The organism is Pseudoduganella sp. UC29_71 (genome assembly GCF_042693265.1).
In the GTDB taxonomy this organism is placed as follows: domain Bacteria; phylum Pseudomonadota; class Gammaproteobacteria; order Burkholderiales; family Burkholderiaceae_D; genus Rugamonas.
In genome coordinates, this window is record NZ_CP170549.1 from 437,266 (window position 1) to 460,058 (window position 22,793).

General features: G+C 65.9%; 22 protein-coding genes and 1 tRNA gene. 18 read left to right on the plus strand and 5 right to left on the minus strand.

What is annotated here, in order from left to right:
• Positions 1-62 precede the first annotated feature (62 nt).
• The gene (locus ACFJI2_RS01980; RefSeq protein ID WP_377703536.1) at positions 63-2,462 is read left to right on the plus strand and encodes a DNA polymerase II; all 2,400 of its coding nucleotides are present in this window, start codon (positions 63-65) and stop codon (positions 2,460-2,462) included.
• A 16-nt stretch (positions 2,463-2,478) separates the two neighbouring features.
• Positions 2,479-3,147, plus strand: coding sequence for a glutathione S-transferase family protein (locus ACFJI2_RS01985; protein WP_377703538.1), 669 nt, complete (start codon positions 2,479-2,481; stop codon positions 3,145-3,147).
• Between the two features lie 23 nt (positions 3,148-3,170).
• On the opposite strand, the gene ACFJI2_RS01990 is transcribed toward ACFJI2_RS01985, so the two are convergent.
• Entirely contained in the window at positions 3,171-4,889 is a 1,719-nt protein-coding gene (locus tag ACFJI2_RS01990) for a galactose oxidase-like domain-containing protein (protein WP_377703539.1), read from the minus strand.
• Positions 4,890-5,066: 177 nt separating this feature from the next.
• Between ACFJI2_RS01990 and ACFJI2_RS01995 the strand changes: the two genes are divergently transcribed.
• From ACFJI2_RS01995 to ACFJI2_RS02015, 5 genes are all read left to right on the plus strand, one after another.
• On the plus strand, positions 5,067-5,360 hold the full coding sequence (locus tag ACFJI2_RS01995) for a hypothetical protein (RefSeq protein WP_377703540.1): 294 nt from the start codon (positions 5,067-5,069) through the stop codon (positions 5,358-5,360).
• A 71-nt stretch (positions 5,361-5,431) separates the two neighbouring features.
• Positions 5,432-6,340, plus strand: coding sequence for a LysR family transcriptional regulator (locus tag ACFJI2_RS02000; protein ID WP_377703541.1), 909 nt, complete (start codon positions 5,432-5,434; stop codon positions 6,338-6,340).
• A 105-nt stretch (positions 6,341-6,445) separates the two neighbouring features.
• On the plus strand, positions 6,446-7,237 hold the full coding sequence (locus ACFJI2_RS02005) for a substrate-binding domain-containing protein (RefSeq protein WP_377703542.1): 792 nt from the start codon (positions 6,446-6,448) through the stop codon (positions 7,235-7,237).
• A gap of 33 nt (positions 7,238-7,270) precedes the next feature.
• Complete coding sequence (locus tag ACFJI2_RS02010; protein ID WP_377703543.1) at positions 7,271-8,584, plus strand: MFS transporter; 1,314 nt, start codon at positions 7,271-7,273, stop codon at positions 8,582-8,584.
• A gap of 30 nt (positions 8,585-8,614) precedes the next feature.
• Positions 8,615-9,619 carry a porin gene (locus ACFJI2_RS02015; RefSeq protein ID WP_377703544.1) on the plus strand — a complete coding sequence of 335 codons (1,005 nt, stop codon included), beginning with the start codon at positions 8,615-8,617 and terminating at the stop codon, positions 9,617-9,619.
• A gap of 7 nt (positions 9,620-9,626) precedes the next feature.
• Here ACFJI2_RS02015 and ACFJI2_RS02020 read toward each other — a convergent pair.
• Positions 9,627-9,703: transfer RNA gene (locus ACFJI2_RS02020), tRNA-Pro, on the minus strand.
• 199 nt (positions 9,704-9,902) lie between these two features.
• Between ACFJI2_RS02020 and ACFJI2_RS02025 the strand changes: the two genes are divergently transcribed.
• The 7 genes from ACFJI2_RS02025 to arsC all read left to right on the plus strand — a co-directional run bounded on the left by ACFJI2_RS02025 (position 9,903) and on the right by arsC (position 16,848).
• Entirely contained in the window at positions 9,903-11,054 is a 1,152-nt protein-coding gene (locus tag ACFJI2_RS02025) for a methyl-accepting chemotaxis protein (protein WP_377703545.1), read from the plus strand.
• 9 nt (positions 11,055-11,063) lie between these two features.
• Positions 11,064-11,432: a response regulator gene (locus ACFJI2_RS02030; protein ID WP_107876323.1), complete on the plus strand. Its 369-nt coding sequence runs from the start codon at positions 11,064-11,066 to the stop codon at positions 11,430-11,432.
• Positions 11,429-11,731, plus strand: a complete 303-nt coding sequence (locus tag ACFJI2_RS02035; protein ID WP_377703546.1) for a lipid asymmetry maintenance protein MlaB — start codon at positions 11,429-11,431, stop codon at positions 11,729-11,731. The genes ACFJI2_RS02030 and ACFJI2_RS02035 overlap by 4 nt, the downstream gene beginning before the upstream one ends.
• Positions 11,732-11,795: 64 nt before the next feature.
• Positions 11,796-13,964 carry a chemotaxis protein CheA gene (locus ACFJI2_RS02040; protein WP_377703547.1) on the plus strand — a complete coding sequence of 723 codons (2,169 nt, stop codon included), beginning with the start codon at positions 11,796-11,798 and terminating at the stop codon, positions 13,962-13,964.
• 22 nt (positions 13,965-13,986) lie between these two features.
• On the plus strand, positions 13,987-14,520 hold the full coding sequence (locus ACFJI2_RS02045; protein ID WP_377703548.1) for a chemotaxis protein CheW: 534 nt from the start codon (positions 13,987-13,989) through the stop codon (positions 14,518-14,520).
• Between the two features lie 64 nt (positions 14,521-14,584).
• Positions 14,585-16,402, plus strand: coding sequence for a methyl-accepting chemotaxis protein (locus tag ACFJI2_RS02050; protein ID WP_377703549.1), 1,818 nt, complete (start codon positions 14,585-14,587; stop codon positions 16,400-16,402).
• A gap of 98 nt (positions 16,403-16,500) precedes the next feature.
• The gene (arsC, locus tag ACFJI2_RS02055) at positions 16,501-16,848 is read left to right on the plus strand and encodes an arsenate reductase (glutaredoxin) (protein ID WP_377703550.1); all 348 of its coding nucleotides are present in this window, start codon (positions 16,501-16,503) and stop codon (positions 16,846-16,848) included.
• Positions 16,849-16,932: 84 nt separating this feature from the next.
• On the opposite strand, the gene ispB is transcribed toward arsC, so the two are convergent.
• Positions 16,933-17,922 carry an octaprenyl diphosphate synthase gene (ispB, locus tag ACFJI2_RS02060; protein WP_107876330.1) on the minus strand — a complete coding sequence of 330 codons (990 nt, stop codon included), beginning with the start codon at positions 17,920-17,922 and terminating at the stop codon, positions 16,933-16,935.
• Positions 17,923-18,188: 266 nt separating this feature from the next.
• Here ispB and rplU point away from each other — a divergent pair, with 266 nt between their 5' ends.
• The 4 genes from rplU (at position 18,189) to proB (ending at position 21,337) form a co-directional block, all read left to right on the plus strand.
• Positions 18,189-18,500 (plus strand): 50S ribosomal protein L21, encoded by a 312-nt coding sequence (rplU, locus tag ACFJI2_RS02065; RefSeq protein WP_107876437.1) that lies wholly within the window; start codon positions 18,189-18,191, stop codon positions 18,498-18,500.
• A 39-nt stretch (positions 18,501-18,539) separates the two neighbouring features.
• The gene (rpmA, locus tag ACFJI2_RS02070) at positions 18,540-18,797 is read left to right on the plus strand and encodes a 50S ribosomal protein L27 (protein WP_056399363.1); all 258 of its coding nucleotides are present in this window, start codon (positions 18,540-18,542) and stop codon (positions 18,795-18,797) included.
• Positions 18,798-18,886: 89 nt separating this feature from the next.
• Positions 18,887-19,996 carry a GTPase ObgE gene (gene obgE / locus ACFJI2_RS02075; RefSeq protein WP_377703551.1) on the plus strand — a complete coding sequence of 370 codons (1,110 nt, stop codon included), beginning with the start codon at positions 18,887-18,889 and terminating at the stop codon, positions 19,994-19,996.
• Positions 19,997-20,218: 222 nt separating this feature from the next.
• Positions 20,219-21,337: a glutamate 5-kinase gene (gene proB, locus ACFJI2_RS02080; RefSeq protein WP_107876333.1), complete on the plus strand. Its 1,119-nt coding sequence runs from the start codon at positions 20,219-20,221 to the stop codon at positions 21,335-21,337.
• A 57-nt stretch (positions 21,338-21,394) separates the two neighbouring features.
• On the opposite strand, the gene nth is transcribed toward proB, so the two are convergent.
• Together nth and rsxB are read right to left on the minus strand one after the other, a co-directional pair.
• Positions 21,395-22,042: an endonuclease III gene (gene nth / locus ACFJI2_RS02085; RefSeq protein WP_377703552.1), complete on the minus strand. Its 648-nt coding sequence runs from the start codon at positions 22,040-22,042 to the stop codon at positions 21,395-21,397.
• A 9-nt stretch (positions 22,043-22,051) separates the two neighbouring features.
• Positions 22,052-22,750, minus strand: a complete 699-nt coding sequence (gene rsxB / locus ACFJI2_RS02090) for an electron transport complex subunit RsxB (protein WP_377705784.1) — start codon at positions 22,748-22,750, stop codon at positions 22,052-22,054.
• Positions 22,751-22,793: the final 43 nt, after the last annotated feature.

Sequence of the window (22,793 nt, forward strand, 5' to 3'; positions counted from 1 at the left end):
CGGGAGATTCGTGCTGGGTTTATATACAGTATAATTCCGGCATCGCATTGAGATACCGCACCGTGGCTCCGACTTCCCAGCAAGGCTTCATCCTGACCCGCCATTGGCGCGACACCCGCGACGGCACCGAGATCGAATTCTGGCTGGCCACCGACGACGGGCCGCGCAAGGTGAGGCTGGACGCGCAAACCTCGGTCGCCTTTGCCGAGGCGGGCCAGCGCTCGGCCATCGAAGCCCAGCTGGCGCTCGATACCGGCGGCGGGCGGGGCGGCCAGCGCGGCGACGCCCGCATCGACGTGCGCGAGCTGCCGCTGAAAACCTTCGACCGCGAGCCCGTGGTCGGCATCTACGCCAGCCACTACAAGCAGCTGACCGCGCTGGAGCGCACGCTGCGCGAACGCGGCATCAAGCTGTACGAAGCCGACATCCGCCCGCCCGAACGCTACCTGATGGAGCGCTTCATCACCGCCGCCGTGCAGGTCGAAGGCGGCGAGCTGCACGGCCACACCGTCACCGGCTGCAAGCTCAAGCCCGCGCCCGGCTACCGGCCCGCGCTGAAGGTGGTGTCGCTCGACATCGAAACCAGCGCCTACGAGGACCTGTACTCCATTGCCCTGGAAGGCTGCGGCCAGCGCCAGGTCTACATGCTGGGCGCCGCGCCGGAAGACAGCCCGGCGCTGGACTTCAGCCTGGAATACTGCGCCACCCCGCGCCAGCTGATCGAAAAGCTCAACGCCTGGTTCCAGCTGCACGACCCGGACGTGATCATCGGCTGGAGCCTGGTGCAGTTCGACCTGCGCGTGCTGCAAAAGAACGCCGACAAGCACAAGGTGTCGCTGCTGCTGGGCCGCGAGGGCAGGCAGATCGACTGGCGCAAGCACCACGCCAAGCAGGAATACGTGTTTGCCTCGCTGGCCGGGCGCGTGGCGCTGGACGGCATCGAAGCGCTGCGCGCGGCCTCCTGGACCTTCCCGTCCTTCAGCCTGGAGAACGTGGCGCAAGCCATGCTGGGCGAGGGCAAGGACATCGGCGACGCCTACGACAAGATGGCCGAGATCGAGCGCCGCTTCCGCGAGGACAAGCCCGCGCTGGCGCTGTACAACCTGAAGGACTGCGAGCTGGTGACGCGCATCTTCGACAAGGCGCGGCTGATGGCCTTCATCCTCGAGCGCGCGCACGTGACCGGGCTGCAGGCCGACCACTTCGGCGGCTCCATCGCCGCCTTCAGCCACCACTACCTGCCGCGCATGCACCGCGAAGGCTATGTCGCGCCCAGCGTCGGCGACATCGAAGTAGGCCCGTCGCCGGGCGGCTTCGTCATGGATTCCAAGCCCGGCCTGTACGACTCCGTGGTGGTGCTGGACTACAAAAGCCTGTATCCCTCCATCATCCGCACCTTCCTGGTGGACCCGGTCGGCCTGATCGAAGGCGCGGCGGCCGATGAAAAAGAGGGCGTGCCCGGCTTCCGTGGCGCCGTGTTCTCGCGCCAGCGCCACTGCCTGCCCGCCATCGTCAACATCTTGTCGGCCGGGCGCGACGAAGCCAAGCGGCAGAAAAACGAGGCGCTGTCGCAGGCGCTCAAGCTGCTGATGAATTCCTTCTGCGGCGTGCTCGGCTCGCCCGACTGCCGCTTCTTCAATCCCAAGCTGGTGTCCTCGGTGACGCTGCGTGGGCACGAGATGATGAAGCTCACGCGCGAACTGGTGGAGCAGGCCGGCTACGACGTCATCTACGGCGACACGGACTCCATCTTCATCTGGCTGAAGAAGGAATACGCGGACGCCGAAGCCATCGCCATCGGCCAGGGCCTGGTGGATAGCATCAACACTTGGTGGAAGGAAAAGCTCAAGCGCGAGCTGGGGCTGGAAAGCCAGCTGGAAATCGAATTCGACACCCACTACCGCAAGTTCTTCATGCCCACCATACGCGGCACCGACATGGGCAGCAAGAAGCGCTACGCCGGCTTGAGCGCCAACGCCAAAGGCGAGGAAGAAGTGATCTACCGCGGCCTGGAAGTGGCGCGCAGCGACTGGACGCCGTTGGCGCACGAGTTCCAGAAAGGCCTGTTCAACCGCATCTTCCGCAACCAGCCTTACCAGGACTACGTGCGCGAATACGCGCGCAAGACCGTGTCGGGCGAGTTCGACGAACTGCTGGTGTACCGCAAGCGGCTGCGCCACCGGCTGGACGACTACCAGGTGAACGTGCCGCCGCAAGTGCGCGCGGCGCGCCTGGCGGACGACTACAACAAGTCCCTGCAGCGCCCGCTGCGCTACCAGAACGGCGGCTGGATCAGCTACCTGATGACCACCAGCGGCGCCGAGCCGCTGGAAGTGGTCAAGTCCAGCATCGACTACGAACACTACCTGAGCAAGCAGCTGCAGCCCATCGCCGACGCTATACTGCTGCCCATGAACGACAGCTTCGCGGGCTTGACCACGTCGCAAGGAAACCTGTTCTGACACCGGACCCTGAACCATGATCACGCTATACCATTGCATGAGCGCGCGCTCCTTCCGTCCCCTGTGGATGCTGGAGGAACTGGGCTGGCCGTACGAGCTGAAGATGCTGCCGTTTCCGCCGCGCGTGTTCGACAAGAGCTACCTGGACCTCAATCCGCTGGGCACCGTGCCGGCGCTGTTCGATGGCGCCGTCCGCATGACCGAATCGGCCGCCATCTGCCAATACCTGGCCACGCGGGCGGGCGCGGCGGCATTGGACGTCCCGTCTGGCGATGCGGGCTACGCGGCCTACCTGAACTATCTGCACTTCGGCGAAGCCACGCTGACCTTTCCGCAAACCCTGCTGCTGCGCTACGCGCATTTCGAGCCGCCCGAGCGGCAAAGCCCGCAGGTGGTGGAGGATTACACCAGGTGGTTCCTGGCGCGCCTGCGCACGCTGGAGCCCTTGCTCGCGCAGCAGGACTACCTGGCGGCGGGCCGCTTCACTGCGGCCGACGTGTCGGTGGGCTACGCCTTGCTGCTGGCGCAGCACCTCGGCCTGGCGCCGCGCTTCACGCCCGCCGTGCTGGCTTACTGGCAGCGCCTGCAGGCGCGCGACGGCTACCGGCGCGCCATGGCGGCGCAGGAGCGCGCGGCGCTGGCGCAAGGCGTGTCGCCCGTTGCCGCGCCCGACTTGAGGATGTGAGCCGCCGCCTTGGCCGATGCCATTCAGGACACGCGCACAAAGCGCGCCACCGAGGGCACGCCCTTGTCGTTCACCACGAACAGCATGTAGTAGCCGGGCGGCAGCAAGGCCCGGGAAGCAGGCAAGGTGACCCTGATCTCGGCCCCGGTTTGCCGCATGGCCAGCCGTACCAGGCGCTGGTGCATATCGTTTGCATGCGTGACCGCGCCGGGCGCGAGCAGCGTGGCGGCGACGATCTTCTTGCCGGTGCCGACGGAGAAGGCGTAGCTGCCGCCGGCCTGCAGCGCCGACGGCCCGCTGACGATCGCCGGGCGCTGCCCGCGGAACAGATAGGGCGGCGAGTAGATCTGCGCGCGATGCGTGCTGGCCTGGCTGGGGTCACGGTCGTCTTCCGACAGCAGCACCGTCGCATCGGGCAGCAGGATGGCGCTGGAGTGATAGGCGGCGGGGATGCTGTTGGGCGCCATGCGTACCCATGTCCCCGACGTGTCCTCGGCGGATTTGTTATACAGCTCGCTCTCGAGCAGCGGGTCGGTATAGGTGCCTGCGTTGCTGCTGCCGCCCACCGTGAACAGCGTGCCGTCCGGCAGGATCACCGTGTTCGAGTTGTGCCGCGCTTGCAGCCACTGCGGATAAGGCTTCCATCCCGTGCCGGGATTCATGCCGTCCAGCCATTCGTTATTGGTCCCGACCACGCCGTTGTTGGTGCCGCCGGCGACCACCACCTGCCTGGCCTGTGCCTGCTCGGCGTTGGTCACGCTGATGCCGTTGCCGTAGCCGTAGTGCGACGCCTGCATGGACGGCACGACGCTGAGCGGCCACGTGCCGCTTGCCTGGGGCGTCAGCAGCACGCTGTTGTTGTAAGGCGGGCCGGCCTGCAGCACCTGTCCGGATGGCATCACGAACTGCAGGGGATACGTGCCGAAAGAGTTGTGAATGGCGACCGCGCTCATGCTGCCGACGCCATTCGCATCGGCAGCCGGCGTGAACACTTCAACGGCCTGGTTGATCGCCTGAGACCCGGTCTCGTCATAGCCGCTGGTGATCACCACGCGGTTGTCCGCCAGTTTGGTGACGGTGGGGTACCAGCGGCCGTTGGCCATGTCCGGCTGCCGCGTCCACGCCTGCGAGGCCGGGTTGAAGGTGTAGGCCGAGAGCGAACCCTGGTAGCCGGTCTGTCCGGCGGGGGCGGTGGGGTCTGGATAGCGCAGGTTGCCGCCCGCTACGAAGACCCTGCCGTCGCTCAGGATGGTCTGGCCGCCGCACCAGATATTCTCCGGCGGCGTGATGGGGGTGCCGAGCCGCGTTGCCGGGTCCCACAGCATGGCCACGCCGGTATTGCCGGCGTTGGGCGCGGCAACGTTCGCCGGATCGTAGGACCAGAACAGTACCTTTCCCGTGTGTAGCAGCACTGCCGTGATGCCTGCGACGGGAATGACGAACGGCGCGCTCCACCGGCCGGCTTCGGCGTCGGTGGCTGCGCCGCCCGCCGCAGCGGTTGGCACGGCTGCCGCCGCCAGTTGCGTCACGCCGCCGGACTTCACCCGGCATCGATAGGCGCGTGCCTCGGCGTGCTCGCTGGCGTGCCTGGCACCCAGCAAGGCGGTTTCGCGCAGCTTGAGCGCGGCTTCGGCAGTCTCGCTGAGGCAGCCGTCGCCGGCGCGCGGCTCCGCAGCCATGGCGCCGGTATGCAGCGCCGCGCCGAACAGCAGTATCCATATGCGTTTTGTTGGTATCGCCATGATAGTTCCCTCCCTGTGAATCAAGGGTAGGCGATGTGAATTTTTTTACAAGGATGCTATCTCGGCAATGCCGCGCCATCGCGCGAACTGTGCAACTGTGGAACTGTGGAACTGTAAGTGAGCGGATTGAAGTACCATGGCATCATTCTTCCGACCAATGCTTAGACGAGGCCTGCCATGCGCCCAGAGCACGACCGACGCGAACCATCCCAAGCCACTTCCGAAACAGCCGGCTGGCATTCGCTGGAGTATGTGGTGCGGCAGGCGCTGGAGGTGCAGCGCGACATCGGCACCTCTGCCGCGGAGGACTTCCTGAAAGGCATAGGCATCAACCATGGCGTGATTGCGCGCGTGCTCGGCCCCGAGGGCAAGGTGCGCGCCTCGGACCAGCTGGGCCTGGCGCCCACGCTGGACGTGGCCGACCTGCCGGTCTCCAAGCCGCGCTCCTATTTCCGCCGCGGGCTGATCTGAAGCCCGTGTCGCGCGCGGCGGGACGGTGCCACGGCGCTCCGCCTGCGGCCCGGTATTTTTGATACGACGAGATGAACCAACTGCGTTTTGATTTGAATGACTTGCAGGCCATGGTGGCCGTGGTCGAACAGGGCGGCTTCCGCGCCGCCGCCGTCGCCCTGAACCTGTCGCAGCCGGCGCTGTCGCGCCGCATCAGCAAACTGGAAGAGGCGCTCAACGTCAAGCTGTTCGAGCGCAGCACGCGGCGCGTGGCGTTGACCCTGATGGGACGCGAATTCTTCGCCAGGGCCGTCGAGATACTCGATGGCGTGGAGCGCTCGCTGCACAAGATCGGCGATATCTCGCGCACCCATTTCGGCCAGGTGACCGTGGCCTGCGTGCCGTCCGTCGCGCACAACCTCCTGCCGCCCATCCTGCAGCGCTTCTACACCGAGCTGCCCGGCATCCGCATGCGCGTGGCCGACGAGGGCGCGCATGAAGTGCTGAACATCGTGGCGCGCGGCGATGCCGATTTCGGCATCAACTTCCTCGGCGACGGCGAACAGGGCATCGACTTCGAACCGATACTCAGGGAACGCTTTGTGCTGGCCTGCCTCGCCACGCATCCGCTGGCGCGCAAGCGCAGCGTGAGCTGGGAGGAGATCGGCAAGCATCCCTACATGGCGGTCGCCAAATCCAGCGGCAACCGCATGGTGCTGGACCAGGCCATGGCGCCGGCCGAGCAGCGGCCGACCTCCTTTATCGAGGCGCGCCATGTGTCCACGGTGCTGGAGCTGGTACGCGCCGGCATGGGCATCGCGGTGGTGCCGCAGCTGTCCATGCCGGCCGGCGCCGCCGGCGCGATGCTGCGCGCGGTGCCGCTGGCCGGCGAGGGCGTCGAGCGCACGCTGGGCGTGATACGCCGATCTGGCCGGGTGTTCTCGCCCGCTGCCCAGCATCTGTACGAACTGCTCAAGGAGGCGCTGGCCGGGAAAAAATGATTGATGCCGAGAAGGTATCAATGATGAGAAATTATGCAATTTACATTATCGATGCAAGTCCAGATAATCGCCTGATAAGTTCAGCTAACCCATCAGGAGACCAGCATGCATCGCCGTTTCAAGCCCGCCACCACCATCTTCCTCGTGTTCGCCCTGGCTGCAACCGCCGCCGGCGCCGAGCAAATCGATGTCATGAATTCGGGCGGCTTCACCGCCGCCTACAAGGCCCTGCAGCCGCGCTACGAAGCCGCCAGCGGCGACACGCTCGTCACCGCCTGGGGGCCGTCGATGGGCAAGTCGCCGGAAGCGATCCCGAACCGGCTGGCGCGCGGCGAGCCGGCCGATGTCGTCATCATGGTCGGCTATGCGCTGGACCAGCTGATCGCCGAGGGCAAGGTCGAGCGCGCCAGCCGCACCGAACTGGCCGATTCGCGCATCGGGCTGGTGGTCCGCAACGGCCATGCCAAGCCGGACATCTCCACCGTGGCGGCGCTGCGCCAGGCCATGCTGCAGGCTGAATCGATCGCCTATTCCGACAGCGCCAGCGGCGTCTACATCCAACGCGAGCTGCTGAAAAAGCTCGATATCGAAGCGGCCGTGAAACCCAAGTCGCACATGGTGCAAAAGACCCCGGTCGCCGTGCTGGTGGCGGAAGGGAAGTATGAACTGGGCTTCCAGCAGGTGAGCGAAATCCTGCCGGTGCAGGGCGCCACCTTCGTGGCGCGCCTGCCGGAACCGGTGCAGAGCGTGACGCGCTTTGCCGCCGGCATCCCGGTCGGTGCCCGCCATCCGCAAGCGGCGCGCCGCCTGCTGGACTTCCTGGCCTCGCCGCACTCGCACGACGCCGTCGTGGGCAGCGGACTTGACCTGGTGCCGCCCGCTGCCGCCGCGCGCTAAGCGCTTCCTTTTGGTCCATCCAGAGAGACTACGATGACTGCCCATTCAACGGCGACGCCGTCCCGCGTCGGCATGGTGCTGCGTGTTACCAGCGGCAATTTCATGGAAATGTTCGACTTTTTCCTGTTCGGCTTTTACGCGACCGCGATTGCCAAGACCTTCTTCCCGGCCGAAAACGAGGTGGCGTCGCTGATGCTGACGCTGATGACCTTCGGCGCCGGTTTCCTGATGCGGCCACTGGGCGCGATCGTGCTCGGCGCCTACGTGGACCGGGTCGGCCGCCGCCAGGGCCTGATCGTCACCCTGGGCCTGATGGCGCTGGGGACCATCCTGATCGCCTGTGTTCCCGGCTATGCCAGCATCGGCGCGCTGGCGCCGGCGCTGGTGCTGGCCGGGCGCTTGCTGCAGGGCTTTTCCGCCGGCGCGGAACTGGGTGGCGTGTCGGTCTATCTGGCTGAAATGGCGACGCCGGGTAACAAGGGCTTCTACGTCAGCTGGCAATCGGCCAGCCAGCAGGTCGCCATCATCGTGGCGGCGGCGCTGGGCTATGGCTTGAACCTGTGGTTCACGCCGGCCGAAATGGGCGCGTGGGGCTGGCGCATTCCATTTTTCATCGGCTGCCTGATCGTGCCGGTGCTGTTCGTGATCCGCCGCACGCTGCAGGAGACCGAGGAATTCAAGCGCCGCACCCACAAGCCGGACCTGCGCACCATCCTGCGCTCGATGCTGGACAACTGGGGCCTGGTGCTGGCCGGGATGCTGCTGGTGGCGCTGACCACGGTGTCGTTCTACCTGATCACCATCTACACGCCGACCTTCGGCAAGGCGGTGCTCAAGCTTGGCGGCAGCGACAGCCTGATCGTCACGCTGTGCGTCGGCCTGTCCAACTTCATCTGGCTGCCCGTGATGGGGGCGCTGTCGGACCGCGTCGGCCGCCGGCCGCTGCTGATCGTGTTCGCCGTGCTGACCATGGCCAGCGCGTATCCGGCCATGCGCTGGCTGGTGGCCGATCCCAGCTTCGAGAAGATGCTCGCGGTGGAGTTGTGGCTGTCCTTCCTGTATGGCAGCTACAACGGCGCCATGGTGGTGGCGCTGACCGAGGTCATGCCGGTATCGGTGCGCACCGCCGGCTTCTCGCTGGCCTACAGCCTGGCGACGGCGGTATTCGGCGGCTTCACGCCGGCCATCGCCACCGCGCTGATCGAAACCAGCGGGGACAAGGCCGCTCCAGCGTTGTGGATGAGCTTTGCCGCCGCCTGCAGCCTGGGCGCGACGCTCGTCCTGTACCGCCGCTACCATGCGCGCGGGGGGGATTGGCGGCGGCGGCCTGACCCGCAATATCCATAACAACAACGATAACAACAACGAGACAAAACCATGAAAAGAAATGACTGCGCGCTGGTGCTGACCGCACTGGCGTCGATGGCGTTCGCCCCGGTGCAGGCCCAAGGCCAAGTGACTGTGTACGGCATCGTCGATGTCGGGCTGGTACGCGAAAGCGACGCGCCGAAAGGCAGGGTCACCAATCTGAGCAGCGGTGTCGCCTCCGGCTCGCGCCTCGGTTTCAAGGGCAGCGAAAACCTGGGAGGAGGACTGAAGGCCAGCTTCGTGCTGGAGAACGGCCTCAATGCCGACACCGGCGCGGCAGGGCAGGGCGGCCTGCTATTTGGACGGCAATCGTACGTGGGCCTGAGCGGCGGCTTCGGCGCGCTGACGCTGGGGCGGCAGTATTCACCCTACTACAAAGCCTTGCGCGACGTCGGTGACGCCTTCGGCGCGGTCAACCTGGCCGGCCGCGCTGGCAATATCATGGCAACCAACACGCGGGTGGACAATGCGGTCGAATACATCACGCCCAGTGCGGGGGGACTGCAGGCGGACCTGGCCTATGTGGCCGGCGAAACGGCGGGCGGCAGCGCCGGCAACCGCGCGCTGAGCGGCGCGCTGGCCTATGCGCGCGGGCCGCTGCGCCTGCAACTGGCGGCGCATCAGCTGAACAATGCCGGCGCGACCGACCACACCAACAACACGCTGCTCGCCGCCAGCTACGACGCCGGCGCGCTGATCCTGCACGCTGCGGCGGCCCGCAACTGCGGCCCCGCCGCAGCCGACAGCCGCGATCTGGTGATGGGGGTGACCATGCCCTTGGGAGCAAACCGGCTGCTGCTGTCGCGGGTACGGCATGCCGACCGCACCGCCGCCGCCCAGGACGCAACCCAGTGGGGCCTCGGCTATTTTCACGCGCTATCGCCCCGCACCGATTTGTATGCCGCCTACGCTTCCATCCTGAATCGCCGCGGAGCGGCCTACAAGGTCGGCAATGCGACCGACAAGGGCAGCGGCAGCAAAGCGGCCAATCTCGGCCTGCGCCATTCATTCTGAGAGAGGGTGGTCGGGGTGAGAGGATTCGAACCTCCGGCCTCTACGTCCCGAACGTAGCGCTCTACCGGGCTAAGCTACACCCCGACGGTGTAGGCCTAAATTACATCAGAAACTAACGCATTTGGCAACTATGCCGGTTCAACACCAGTAGGCACTATTTTCGTGCAAGCGTGGTTTTTTTGAACAAGCGCATCGATATTGCATATCGCAAATAGCTTTTTGATAGAATGATCCGGCAGTGTGCATGGCATGGCTAGAGGTTCCCCAACCCGAGAAGACACCATTGAACTCACTCCTGGAAAACACCGGCGGCCGTCACTATCCGGCCGTTCTCGCCATCGCCGGCGCGCTGATGGCACTGTTCTGGCCCAACGGCGGCTGGTACGGCATGCTGGGCGCGCTGGCCTTCCTCGGCGCCGGCGCCTACGCCTGGTTCCAGCTCAGCGGCGGCAGCGCCGGCGGCGCCAGCGCCAACGTGCAGGACTACCTCGACGCGCGCCAGCAATTCGCGGAAGAAGTCACGCCCGTCTGGTGCCGCCACATCGAATCGTCGCGCAGCCAGATGGAGGAGGCCGTGTCCGAACTGGCCACCCGTTTTTCCACCATCGTCGACAAGCTGGACGACACGCTGCGCCTGTCCAACGCGGCCGCAGACAGCCAGGACGGCGCGTCGCTGAGCCAGGTATTTTCCAACAGCGAGCGCCAGCTGGGCGAAGTGGTGGCCACGATGAAGTCGGCGCTGGCGTCCAAGCACGCCATGCTGAGCCGCATCCGCGAACTGGAGCAGTTCACGCGCGAGCTGCGCGACATGGCCGAGGGCGTGGCCAGCATCGCCGCGCAGACCAATCTGCTGGCGCTGAACGCGGCCATCGAGGCGGCGCGCGCCGGCCCGGCCGGGCGCGGCTTCGCCGTGGTGGCGCAGGAGGTGCGCAACCTGTCCAACCGCTCGGCCGAAACCGGCCGCAGCATCAGCGACCGCGTCGGCAAGATCAGCGTGGCCATCGTCAGCGCCTGCAAGGCTGCCACCGAATCGAGCGCGGCGGAGGACCAGGCCATGCAGTCGTCCGAAGGCACCATCGACGCCGTGCTGCGCGAATTCCGCAACCTCACCGACGCCATGGCGCAGTCGTCCGAACTGCTCAAGCAGGAGAGCGTCACTATCAAGGGCGAAGTGGGCGAGGCGCTGGTGCAGCTGCAATTCCAGGACCGCGTCAGTCAGGTGCTGGGTCACGTCAGCCACAATATCGGCTTACTGCCCAGCCTGCTTGACGAGAACCGCCAGCACTATCAGCATGAGGCTACGCTGGAGGCGCCGCAAGCCTCGGCGCTGCTGGGCGAGCTGGAGAAAACCTATGCGATGGCGGAGGAGCACGCAGTGCACCGGGGCGAACAGAAGGTGATCGCCGCGCCGTCCGACGAAGTGACATTTTTCTAGGAAAGCACTATGGCAAAAACCATTATGGTCATCGACGATTCGGCCTCCTTGCGGCAAGTGGTCGGCATCGCGCTGAAAAGCGCCGGCTACGACGTGATCGAGGCGCGCGACGGCATGGACGCCCTGTCCAAGCTGACCGGGCAAAAGGTCAACCTCGTCGTGTGCGACGTCAACATGCCCAATATGGACGGCATCACCTTCGTCAAGGAAATCAAGCAGCTGCCCAACTATAAGTTCACCCCCGTCATCATGCTGACCACCGAGTCGCAGGAAGCCAAGAAGCGCGAGGGCCAGGCGGCCGGCGCGAAGGCCTGGGTGGTCAAGCCCTTCAAGCCTGAAGTACTGCTGGGCGCGGTGCAGAAACTGGTGCTGCCGTGAGCGCCGGCCGCGTCGCCATTGACGGCGAACTGAATATCTACCGCGCGGCCGACATGAAGATCCTGCTGCTGGGCGAGCTGCAGCGCAGCACCAGCCTGGAAGTGGACCTGGCCGGCGTGACCGAAATGGACAGCGCGGGCCTGCAGGTGCTGATGCTGGCCAAGCAGGTGGCGCGCGCCGAGCAGCGCGAACTGCGCCTCACCGGCCACAGCCCGGCCGTGCTGGAGGTGTTCGAACTGCTGGACCTGGGCGCCTGGTTCGGCGACGCGCTGCTGATCGAGCCGCGCAAAGATCATTAAGCATCCCCTCAGAGCACCCCCATAGAGCACCCCCATAGAGCACCCCCTTAGTGGAGGCAAGACGATGGACCTGGACCTGGCGCTACAAACCTTCATCCTGGAAAGCCGGGAACTGCTGGAAGACATGGAGAACGCGCTGCTCAACGCCGGCCAGGCCGGCGGCAGCGACGAAGCCGTGCACGCCATCTTCCGCGCCGCCCACACCATCAAGGGCTCGGCCGGCCTGTTCAGCCTGGACCACATCGTCGCTTTCACCCACGTGGTGGAAAGCCTGCTTGACGAAGTCCGCGACGGCAAGCTGGCGCTGAGCGACGAGCTGATCGTGCTGCTGCTGTCCTGCTGCGACCACCTGTCCGGCATGATCACCGCGCTGGAGGCGGGCCAGACCGAAGCGGATGCCGCCATGCTGGCCGAAGGCAAGCCGCTGCTGGCCCAGTTGCGCGTGCAGATGGGCCAGCCGGCCGACGGCGAGGGCCACGGCGGCGAACTGGTGGCCGAGGAACACCCCGGCGTCGAACGCATGGGCGAGCCGGGCGGCTCGGCCGACGCCTGGCACTTGTCGCTGCGCTTCGGCCCTGACGTGCTGCGCGACGGCATGGACCCGCTGTCCTTCATCCGCTACCTGGGCCAGATCGGCCGCATCGTCGGCATCGTCACCCTGGCCGACGGCATCCCCGCCGCCGAGCAGATGGACCCGGAAACCTGCTACCTCGGCTTTGAAATCGCGCTCGAGACGGAAGCCGACAAGACCGCCATCGAAGGCGTGTTCGAATTCGTGCAGGACGCCTGCACGCTGCACATCCTGCCGCCGCGCAGCCGCGTCGAGGAGTATGTGCGCCTGATCCGCGAACTGCCCGAACAGAAGGCGCTGCTGGGCGACATCCTGATGCGCTGCGGCTGCATCACCCAGCGCGAGCTGGACGCGGCGCTGCAGGTGCAGGCCGCCGCCGGCCACTCGCCGGCTGCCGCGCCGCCGCTGGGCGCCATCCTGGTGGGGCAGGGCACGGCCGAACCGGCCATGGTGGAAGCGGCGCTGACCAAGCAGAAACAGGCCGGCGAACCCAAGCCAACCGAGAGCCGCTCGATCCGCGTCGATGCCGACAAGCTGGACTTGCTGATCAACCTGGTGGGCGAGCTGATCATCGTCGGCGCCTCGGCCAACCTGATCGCGCGCCAGGTGCGCAACAGCGAGCTGCTCGAATGCACCTCCATGCTGAGCGACCTGGTGGAGCAGGTGCGCGACTCGGCGCTGCAGCTGCGCATGGTGAAGATCGGCGCCACCTTCAACCGCTTCCAGCGCGTGGTGCACGACGTGGCGCGCGAGATCGGCAAGGACATCGGCCTGGCCGTCAGCGGCGAGGACACCGAGCTGGATAAAACCGTGGTGGAGAAAATCGGCGACCCGCTGACCCACCTGGTGCGCAACGCCATCGACCACGGCATCGAGCCGGCCGAGGTGCGCGCCGCGCGCGGCAAGCCCCTGCGCGGCACCGTGCGCCTGAACGCCTTCCACGATTCGGGCAGCATCGTCATCGAAGTGTCCGACGACGGCGGCGGGCTGGACCGCGAACGCATCCTGGCCAAGGCCATCGAGCGCGGGCTGATCGAGCCGGACCGCAAGCTGAGCGACCAGGAAATCTACGGCCTGATCTTCGAGCCGGGCTTTTCCACGGCCGCCGCCATCACCAACCTGTCCGGGCGCGGCGTGGGCATGGACGTGGTGAAGAGGAACATCACCGCGCTGCGCGGCACCGTCACCGTGGACAGCGCGCCCGGCCTGGGCACCACCGTCACGGTGCGCCTGCCGCTGACCCTGGCCATCATCGACGGCTTCCTGGTCGGCCTCGGCACGGCCACCTTCGTGGTGCCGCTGGACATGATAGACGAGTGCATCGAATTCGCCGCCGAGCCCGGCCACGACTACACCAATCTGCGCGGCCAGGTGCTGCCCTTCATCCGCCTGCGTTCGCTGTTCGGCGTCACCACGCCGCCGCCGCGGCGCGAGAGCATCGTCGTGGTCAAGCACGCCGGGCAGCGCATCGGCCTGGTGGTGGACGCGCTGCACGGCGAATTCCAGACCGTCATCAAGCCGCTCGGCCGCATGTTCAGCCAGCTGCGCTGCATCAGCGGCTCGACCATTCTGGGCAGCGGCGAAGTGGCGCTGATCCTGGACGTGCCGGCCATTGTCGGCCGCAGCAGCGGCGGCGCCGAAGCGCCGCAGCTGGCCGCCTGAACCGAACTACAAGGAGATCCCCATGACAGCAATGGTGCAAGCCGCCCGCAACGCGCCGCCGGCCGTGGTGCAGGAATCGGCCCAGTTCCTCACCTTCATGCTGGGCGGCGAAGTGTTCGCCATCGGCATCCTGGCCATCAAGGAAATCATCGAATACGACGGCCTGACCACCGTGCCGCTGATGCCCGAGTGCGTGCGCGGCGTGATCAACCTGCGCGGCGCCGTGGTGCCGGTGATGGACCTGGCCGCGCGCTTCGGCCGGCCCGCCACGCAGATCGGCAAGCGCACCGCCATCGTCATCGTCGAGATCGACGCGGACGGCGAGCAGCAGGTGGTGGGCGTGATGGTGGACGCGGTCAATGCCGTGATCGACATCCCGCCGTCCGACATCGAGCCGGCGCCGCAGTTCGGCGCCCGCATCCGATCGGAATTCATCGCCGGCATGGGCAAGGTCAACGGCAAGTTCGTCATCCTGCTCAACACCGACCAGGTGCTGTCGGTGACGGAACTGGAAGCGATGGCGCAGTTGGGCGGCGGCGCCCCGGCCGTCGCCTGAGCTTGCACACGGCGCAGCTGCGCCGCAACCTGCCGCCGGCCCGGCGGCGCCACGGAGGACGAATATGCTCAACAATATGACGGTGCGGGCCAAGCTGATCACCCTGATCGGCGTCAGCCTGCTGGCGCTGCTGATCGTGATGCTGATCGGCATACGCGGCATGCAGCACGGCGGCGACATGCTGGACGACGTGGGCCGCAACAAGCTGCCCTCGGTGCTCAACCTGCAAATCGTCAACGAAGGCCAGACCGCGCTGCGCTCGGCCAGCCGCGCAGTGGACGCGCTGGCCGCCTATCCCGAGCAGTTCGCCGAAATCGAGCGCAATCTGCGCAGCAAGCAGGAATTCTGGAGCCGCGTGGACAAGGCCTGGAAAAACTACGAGCGCCTGCCGCAGGACAGCGACGAGGCGGCCCTGTGGCAGCAGTTCGTCAAGGACTGGGACTTGTGGAAGGCGGCCGACCAGCGCTTCGACCAGGTGGCCGGCGACTTGCTGCGCGCCAGCGGCGCCGAGCAGCGCAAGGCCGGCTTCGTCACGCTGCACCAGGACCTGATCGCGCTGCGTCCGCTGTACACCAACGCCGAAAACGCGCTCGGCAAGGTGATCGAACTGAACGAGCGGCGCGCGATGGAGGCGGTGGCGGCGGCCGAAGCTTCGTCCAGCCGCGCGCTGTACCTGATGTACGGCGCCGCCGTGGCCGCGCTGGTGCTGCTGGTGGCCATAGGCTGGACCATCCTGCGCGGCATCCTGCGCCAGCTGGGCGGCGAACCGGCATACGCGGCCGGCATCGTGCACGAAGTCGCGCAAGGCAACTTCGCGGTGGACGTGCGGCTCGCGCCGGGCGACCAGAGCAGCCTGCTGCACTCGATGAAGCAGATGGTGGACAAGCTGCTGGCGCAGATCGGCGGTGAGCCCGCGTATGCGGCGCGCATCGTCAACGACGTGGCGCGCGGCGACCTGACGGTGCAGGTGGAGCTGCGCCCCGGCGACAAGGCCAGCCTGCTGTACGCGATGAAAACCATGGTCGACAAGCTGGCCTCGGTGCTGACCGAAGTGAGCAGCGGCGCGCAGGCGCTGGCCGGCGCGTCCGAGGAGATCAGCGCCACGGCCCAGTCGCTGTCGCAGGCTGCCAGCGAGCAGGCCGCCGGCGTGGAGGAAACCAGCGCCTCGGTGGAGGAAATGACGGCCTCCATCGCCCAGAACACGGAGAACGCCAAGGTCACCGACAGCATGGCCGGGCAAGCCTCGTCGCAGGCGGCCGAGGGCGGCTCGGCCGTCAAGTCCACGGTGGAAGCGATGACGCAGATCGCCAAGAAGATCAGCATCATCGACGACATCGCCTACCAGACCAATCTGCTGGCGCTGAACGCGGCCATCGAGGCGGCGCGCGCGGGCGAGCACGGCAAAGGCTTCGCCGTGGTGGCGGCCGAAGTGCGCAAGCTGGCCGAGCGCTCCCAGGTGGCGGCGCAGGAAATCAGCGAAGTGGCCGGCAGCAGCGTGGAGCTGGCGCAGAAGGCCGGCAAGCTGCTGGACGAGATGGTACCCAGCATCAAGAAGACCTCCGACCTGGTGCAGGAAATCACGGCCGCGTCCGAAGAGCAATCGAGCGGCGTGGCGCAGATCAACTCCGCGATCGGCCAGCTCAGCCAGACCACGCAGCAGAACGCCTCCAGCTCCGAAGAACTGGCCGCCACGGCAGAGGAAATGAGCGGGCAGGCCGAGCAGCTGCAGCAGGCCGTGTCCTTCTTCCGGGTGCAAGGCGGCGAGCGGCGCCCGCCCGCGCGGCGCGCCCCGGTGCCGGTGCGCGGCCGCGCCGCCGCGCCCAGCGCGCGCACGCTGGTGATGGAGGCCGAGCCGGACGACAGCAACTTCGTGCGCTTCTAAGCGTTTCCAGGCGTTTCCAGGCGTTGCTTGGGGGGGCGCTTGCGCTTGCGCCCCGTATGTCCTAGCATGGCCGCCTCACCGAACCGGAGGAAGCGGCCATGGCCATCACCATCTACCACAACAACGCTTGCAGCAACTCGCGCGGCGCGCTGGCGCTGATACGCGAAAGCGGCGTCGAACCCGAGATCATCGACTACCTGAACGCGCCGCCGTCGCGCGCGCGGCTGCAAGAGCTGATCGCCCAGGCCGGCCTGACCGTGCGCGGCGCCATGCGCGACAAGGGCGAGCTGTACGACCAGCTCGGCCTGGCCGACGCCAGCCTCAGCGACGACGCCCTGCTGGACGCCATGATGGCCCACCCCGCGCTGATCAACCGCCCCTTCGTCGTCACCGACAAAGGCGTGCGCCTGTGCCGTCCCCCCGCCCTGGTCTACGAAATCCTGTAAGCAACAAAAAATGGGGTCAGGGTTAATTATTCGGGAAATGTTTCCTGAATAATTAACCCTGACCCCGTTTTCGGGGGGTGTTTCTTAGTGGGTGCGGTCGACGGCGAAGCGGGCCAGTTGCAGCAGGGCGTCTTTGTAGACGCTGGCGGGCAGGCCGGCGACCGCGGCGGCGGCGCGCTCGGCGGCCACTTCGGCGGCGCGGCGGGTGTAGTCCAGCGCGCCGCTGCCGGTGATGGCGGCCAATATCGTGTCGAAGTGCTGTTCGTCGCCGTTTTCGATGCAGGAGCGCACCAGCTGGCGCTGCTCGGGCGTGCCGTGGCTCATCAGCCAGATCAGCGGCAGCGTGGGCTTGCCTTCGCGCAGGTCGTCGCCGACGTTCTTGCCGATTTCGGCGGCGTCGCCGGCGTAGTCGAGCACGTCGTCGATCAGCTGGAAGGCGGTGCCCAGCGAGCGGCCGTATTCGCCGGCGGCGGCGATCTGCTCGTCATTGGCGCCGGAGATCAGCGCGCCCAGCTCGGCGGCCGCTTCGAACAGCTTGGCGGTCTTGGAGCGGATCACTTGCAGGTAGCGCTCTTCGCTCACGTCCGGGTCGTGCATATTCAGCAGCTGCAGCACTTCGCCTTCGGCGATCACGTTGGTGGCGTCCGACAGGATCTGCATCACGCGCATGCTGTTGAGCGAGACCATCATCTGGAAGGCGCGCGAGTACAGGAAGTCGCCCACCAGCACCGAGGCGGCGTTGCCGAACAGGGCGTTGGCGGTGGCGCGCCCGCGGCGCAGCGACGATTCGTCCACCACGTCGTCGTGCAGCAGGGTGGCGGTGTGGATGAATTCCACCACCGCCGCCAGCTCGTGGTGCGCCACGCCCTTGTAGGAATAGGCGTTGGCCACCAGCAAGACGAGCACGGGACGGATGCGCTTGCCGCCGGCGCTGATGATGTATTCCGCAATCTGGTTAACCAGCGGCACCTCGGAGTGCAAACGCTGGCGGATCACCGTGTTCACCGCGTCCATGTCGGCGGCGATGGTTTGGGTGATGGTGTTGGAGTTGGCGTGTTGGGTAGCGGCAGACAAGGCAAACCTGCAAGGGTGAGTGAAGTGCCGCGATTATACGACATGCCCCGGCTGTGGTGGCGATTGCCATAGGCGATGTCGGCTTGGCAACCCCGGCGCGCGCCGCGCCGCGTAATATTGCCGACATACCATGCTCGCCGGGAATTTGGAATACTCTTTGACGCAAATTTTCAGTTTGTGTATAATCGCAGGTTCTCCCCGTTCCACACTGTTGTTCTGCGGTACGCAGCGGAGGATTCTTTTAACATTTGATGAGGTTTCAAATCATGTACGCGGTCATAAAAACCGGTGGCAAACAGTATAAAGTTGTCGCTGGCGAAAAACTCAAAGTAGAACAGATACCTGCTGACATTGGTTCCGAACTCACCATCGATCAAGTACTCGCAGTAGGCGAAGGCGAAGCCATCAAGTTCGGCACGCCACTCGTCTCGGGTGCAACGGTTCAGGTGAAAGTAGTTTCCCAAGGTCGTCACGACAAGGTCAAGATCTTCAAGATGCGTCGTCGTAAGCACTACCAGAAGCATCAGGGCCATCGCCAGAACTACACCGAAATCCAGATCGTTTCGATCAACGGCTAATCGTCGTCTTTAATTTACAGCTAATTTAGGAGCTAATAAATGGCACACAAAAAAGGCGGCGGCACTACCCGCAACGGCCGTGACTCAGAATCAAAACGCCTCGGCGTTAAAGTGTACGGCGGCCAGTCGATCAACGCTGGCGGCATCATCATTCGTCAACGCGGCACCCCAGTGCGCGCCGGCGAAGGCGTTGGTACCGGCAAGGACCACACCCTGTTCGCCCTGGTGGACGGCAAGGTGAAGTTCGTTGTCAAAGGCCCGAACTCGCACCAGTTCGTGACCGTAGTAGCAGCGTAATTCTGCGCTACAACGCAAAGTAAGGCGCAAGCCTTCAATCGAAAGGCTCTGCCAACGGTAGAGCCTTTTTAGTTTTATGGCGGCACATTATGAAGTTTATCGACGAAGCACGAATTGAAGTCATCGCCGGCAGCGGCGGCAACGGCTGCGCCTCTTTCTGCCGGGAGAAGTTCCGCCCGTTCGGCGGCCCTGACGGCGGCGACGGCGGCAAAGGCGGCTCCATCTGGGCCATCGCCGACCGCAACGTCAATACCCTGGTGGACTACCGCTATTCGAAAGTGCACCGCGCCAAGGATGGCGAATCGGGCCGCGGCTCGGACTGCTACGGCAAGGGCGCCGATGACATCTACCTGCGCATGCCGGTGGGCACCCTGATCATCGACGAAGTCAACGGCGACATCATCGCCGACATGACCGAGCACGGCCAGACTGAACTGCTGGCGCTGGGCGGCGAGGGCGGCTGGGGCAATATCCACTTCAAGACGTCGACGAACCGTGCGCCGCGCCAGAAGACCGAAGGCAAGGAAGGCGTACGCCGCGAGCTGCGCCTGGAATTGAAAGTGCTGGCCGACGTCGGCCTGCTGGGCATGCCGAACGCCGGCAAGTCCACCTTCATCACGGCCGTGTCCAACGCCAAGCCGAAAATTGCCGATTACCCGTTCACGACGCTGCACCCGAACCTGGGCGTGGTACGCGTGTCGCATGAAAAATCCTTCGTCATCGCCGACATTCCCGGCCTGATCGAGGGCGCCGCCGAGGGCGCCGGCCTGGGCCACCAGTTCCTGCGCCACCTGTCGCGCACCGGCCTGCTGCTGCACATCGTGGACCTGGCCCCGTTCGAGGAAACCGTCGATCCGGTCAAGGAAGCGAAAGCCCTGGTCAAGGAACTGAAGAAGTACGACGAGGCGCTGGTGGACAAGCCGCGCTGGCTGGTGCTCAACAAGGTGGACGTGATTCCGGAAGGCGAGCGCGCCAAGCGGGTCAAGGACTTCGTCAAGAAGTTCGGCTTCAAGGGACCGGTGTTCGAGATCTCCGCCCTGAGCCACGAAGGCACGCAGGAACTGGTCAACGCCATCTACAAGCATCTGGAGCAGGTCAAGCACAGCGAACAGCGTGCCGAAGAGACCCAGATGACCGAAGAGGCGCGCGGCATTTCCTCGATCGATCCGGACGATCCGCGCTTCAAGATCCTGGAATAAGGTCCTTGATTAAGTTTCAGTAGCTCGCAATAACTCTGCAACACCGGCATAATCAGCTAATCGCTGATTGGCATTCCCTACAACAGTGCCAGCCCGCCACCATGGGCTGGCGCTGTCTGCGGCAAGGCAGGGCAACCCGCCCTTCGAAATCAGGCAAGCCACGACTTGGCAGCGCAGCGCGCGCCGGGATTATTGAGCATTGAGATGAGAACCGCCGCACCCATGAATTCCGTTATACAGAAATCCACCCGCATCATCATCAAAGTCGGCTCCTCGCTGGTCACCAACGACGGCCGCGGCCTGGACCACGCCGCCATCGCGCGCTGGGCCGCGCAGATCGCCGCCTTGCGCGCGCTGGGCAAGGAGGTGGTGCTGGTCAGCTCGGGCGCCATCGCCGAGGGCATGCTGCGCCTGGGCTTCGAGGCGCGCCCGACCGACATCCACGAACTGCAGGCCTGCGCCGCCGTCGGCCAGATGGGCCTGGCGCAGATCTATGAAACCAGCTTCCGCGCGCACCAGCTGGGCACGGCGCAGGTGCTGCTGACGCACGCCGACCTGGCCGACCGCGAACGCTACCTGAACGCGCGCTCCACCCTGACCACCTTGCTGCGCCTGGGCGTGGTGCCCATCATTAACGAGAACGACACGGTGGTCACCGACGAGATCAAGTTCGGCGACAACGACACCTTGGGCGCGCTGGTGGCCAACCTGATCGAGGCCGACGCGCTGATCATCCTGACCGACCAGCGCGGCCTGTACAGCGCGGACCCGCGCAAGGACCCGGCCGCCTACCTGATCGAGCAGGGCCGCGCGGGCGACCCGGCGCTGGAAGCGATGGCCGGCGGCGCCGGCTCGGCGCTGGGACGCGGCGGCATGCTGACCAAGATCCTGGCGGCCAAGCGCGCCGCCAAGTCCGGCGCGCACACGGTGATCGCGTTCGGGCGCGAGGAGAACGTGCTGACGCGGCTGGCGAACGGCGAGGCGATCGGCACCGAGCTGGCCGCGCAGACCGGCCACCTGACTGCGCGCAAGCAGTGGATGGCCGACCACCTGCACACGGCCGGCCAGGTGGTGCTGGACGCGGGCGCGGTGCAGAAGCTGAGCAAGGAAGGCAAGTCGCTGCTGCCGATCGGCGTAATCGACGTGAAGGGCGAGTTCGGGCGCGGCGCGGTCATTACCTGCGTGGCCGAGGACGGCAGCGCGGTGGCGCGCGGGCTGTCGAACTACAGCAGCGCGGAAGCGCGCAAGATCAAGCGCAAGCCGTCGGCCGAGATCGAGTCCGTGCTGGGCTACCTCGAAGGCCACGAGCTGATCCACCGCGATAATATGGTCTTGCTGTGAGACGGCGGGTTACGCGCTGCGCGCTCGGCGCGCCCCGCTAACCCGCCGTCACCGCCGTTACACGCCGTCGGGGATCGGGGTCTTGGCCTTGTATTCGCACAGGTCGGCGATGATGCAGTTCCAGCACTGGGGCTTGCGCGCCAGGCAGGTGTAGCGGCCGTGCAGGATCAGCCAGTGGTGGGCGTCCAGCAAAAACTCCTTCGGCACGAACTTCATCAGCTTTTCTTCGACGATGTCGACGTTCTTGCCCGGCGCGATGCCGGTGCGGTTGGACACGCGGAAGATGTGCGTGTCCACCGCCATGGCGATCTCGCCGAACGCGGTGTTGAGCACCACGTTGGCGGTCTTGCGGCCCACGCCCGGCAGCTCCACCAGTTCTTCGCGCGTGCGCGGCACTTCGCCGCCGTGCTTGTCGATCAGGATCTGGCAGGTGGCCAGCACGTTCTTGGCCTTGGTCTTGTACAGGCCGATGGTCTTGATGTAGTCGGTCAGCTCGTCCAGGCCCAGGTCCAGCATGGCTTGCGGCGTGTTGGCCACCGGGTACAGCCGCCGCGTGGCCTTGTTCACGCCGATGTCGGTGGCTTGCGCCGACAGCAGCACGGCAATCAGCAGCTCGAACGGCGTACTGTATTCCAGCTCGGTCTTGGGGGAGGGATTGGCCGCGCGCAGGCGGCTGAAGATTTCGTGGCGCTTAGCGGCGTTCATTCGTTGCGTTCATTCTGGTTTCTCGTTCTTGGCCGCTTCGGCCTTCAGGCGCGCGCGCTCCATGGCGGCGGCGATGATTGCGCGCTTGCGTTCTTTCTCCGCTTCGCCGGCCGCCGTGCCCGGATCGAGCGCTTCCACCGCTTTCATTTTCTCGGCCGCCTTGGCCGCCAGGCGCGCGTCGTTTTCTTCGCGTTCGCGCTGCAGGCGCATGGTGCGGAAGTCGTGCCGTTCGCGCGCGGCGTTGGCGTCGGCCTGCGACCACGCTTGCCAGCCGGTCGCTTCCGTTACGGGGTACATGACGATGCAGTCCACCGGGCACGGGTGCACGCACAGGTCGCAGCCGGTGCACAGCTCGGGCACCACCGTGTGCATCAGCTTGGCCGCGCCGACGATGGCGTCCACCGGGCAGGCCTGGATGCACAGCGTGCAGCCTATGCACAGCGATTCGTCGATGTAGGCCACGGCGCGCGGGCGCTCCAGGCCGTTGACCGGGTTGAGCGGGATGACGGGATAGCCGGTGACGGAGGACAGGCGTGCGATGCCCTCCGCGCCGCCCGGCGGGCACTGGTTGATGCCCGCGTTGCCGGCGGCAATCGCTTCGGCGTAGGGGCGGCAGCCGTTGTAGCCGCACTTGGTGCACTGCGTCTGCGGCAGGACGTCTTCAATGCGGTCGGCGAGGGAGGGGAGCGCGGTGTCGGGCACGGCAATGTCGGTGGCGATGAATATGCCATTATATCTGCGCGCGGCGCGG

Excerpts from the sequence above, each read along its gene's own strand:
- ACFJI2_RS01985 (WP_377703538.1), top strand. The coding sequence starts at position 2,479 with ATGATCACGCTATACCATTGCATGAGCGCGCGCTCCTTCCGTCCCCTG.
- ACFJI2_RS01990 (WP_377703539.1), bottom strand. The coding sequence starts at position 4,889 with ATGGCGATACCAACAAAACGCATATGGATACTGCTGTTCGGCGCGGCG.
- ACFJI2_RS01995 (WP_377703540.1), top strand. The coding sequence starts at position 5,067 with ATGCGCCCAGAGCACGACCGACGCGAACCATCCCAAGCCACTTCCGAA.
- ACFJI2_RS02000 (WP_377703541.1), top strand. The coding sequence starts at position 5,432 with ATGAACCAACTGCGTTTTGATTTGAATGACTTGCAGGCCATGGTGGCC.
- ACFJI2_RS02005 (WP_377703542.1), top strand. The coding sequence starts at position 6,446 with ATGCATCGCCGTTTCAAGCCCGCCACCACCATCTTCCTCGTGTTCGCC.
- ACFJI2_RS02010 (WP_377703543.1), top strand. The coding sequence starts at position 7,271 with ATGACTGCCCATTCAACGGCGACGCCGTCCCGCGTCGGCATGGTGCTG.
- ACFJI2_RS02015 (WP_377703544.1), top strand. The coding sequence starts at position 8,615 with ATGAAAAGAAATGACTGCGCGCTGGTGCTGACCGCACTGGCGTCGATG.
- ACFJI2_RS02030 (WP_107876323.1), top strand. The coding sequence starts at position 11,064 with ATGGCAAAAACCATTATGGTCATCGACGATTCGGCCTCCTTGCGGCAA.
- ACFJI2_RS02040 (WP_377703547.1), top strand. The coding sequence starts at position 11,796 with ATGGACCTGGACCTGGCGCTACAAACCTTCATCCTGGAAAGCCGGGAA.
- ACFJI2_RS02045 (WP_377703548.1), top strand. The coding sequence starts at position 13,987 with ATGACAGCAATGGTGCAAGCCGCCCGCAACGCGCCGCCGGCCGTGGTG.
- ACFJI2_RS02050 (WP_377703549.1), top strand. The coding sequence starts at position 14,585 with ATGCTCAACAATATGACGGTGCGGGCCAAGCTGATCACCCTGATCGGC.
- arsC (WP_377703550.1), top strand. The coding sequence starts at position 16,501 with ATGGCCATCACCATCTACCACAACAACGCTTGCAGCAACTCGCGCGGC.
- rplU (WP_107876437.1), top strand. The coding sequence starts at position 18,189 with ATGTACGCGGTCATAAAAACCGGTGGCAAACAGTATAAAGTTGTCGCT.
- rpmA (WP_056399363.1), top strand. The coding sequence starts at position 18,540 with ATGGCACACAAAAAAGGCGGCGGCACTACCCGCAACGGCCGTGACTCA.
- obgE (WP_377703551.1), top strand. The coding sequence starts at position 18,887 with ATGAAGTTTATCGACGAAGCACGAATTGAAGTCATCGCCGGCAGCGGC.
- proB (WP_107876333.1), top strand. The coding sequence starts at position 20,219 with ATGAATTCCGTTATACAGAAATCCACCCGCATCATCATCAAAGTCGGC.
- nth (WP_377703552.1), bottom strand. The coding sequence starts at position 22,042 with ATGAACGCCGCTAAGCGCCACGAAATCTTCAGCCGCCTGCGCGCGGCC.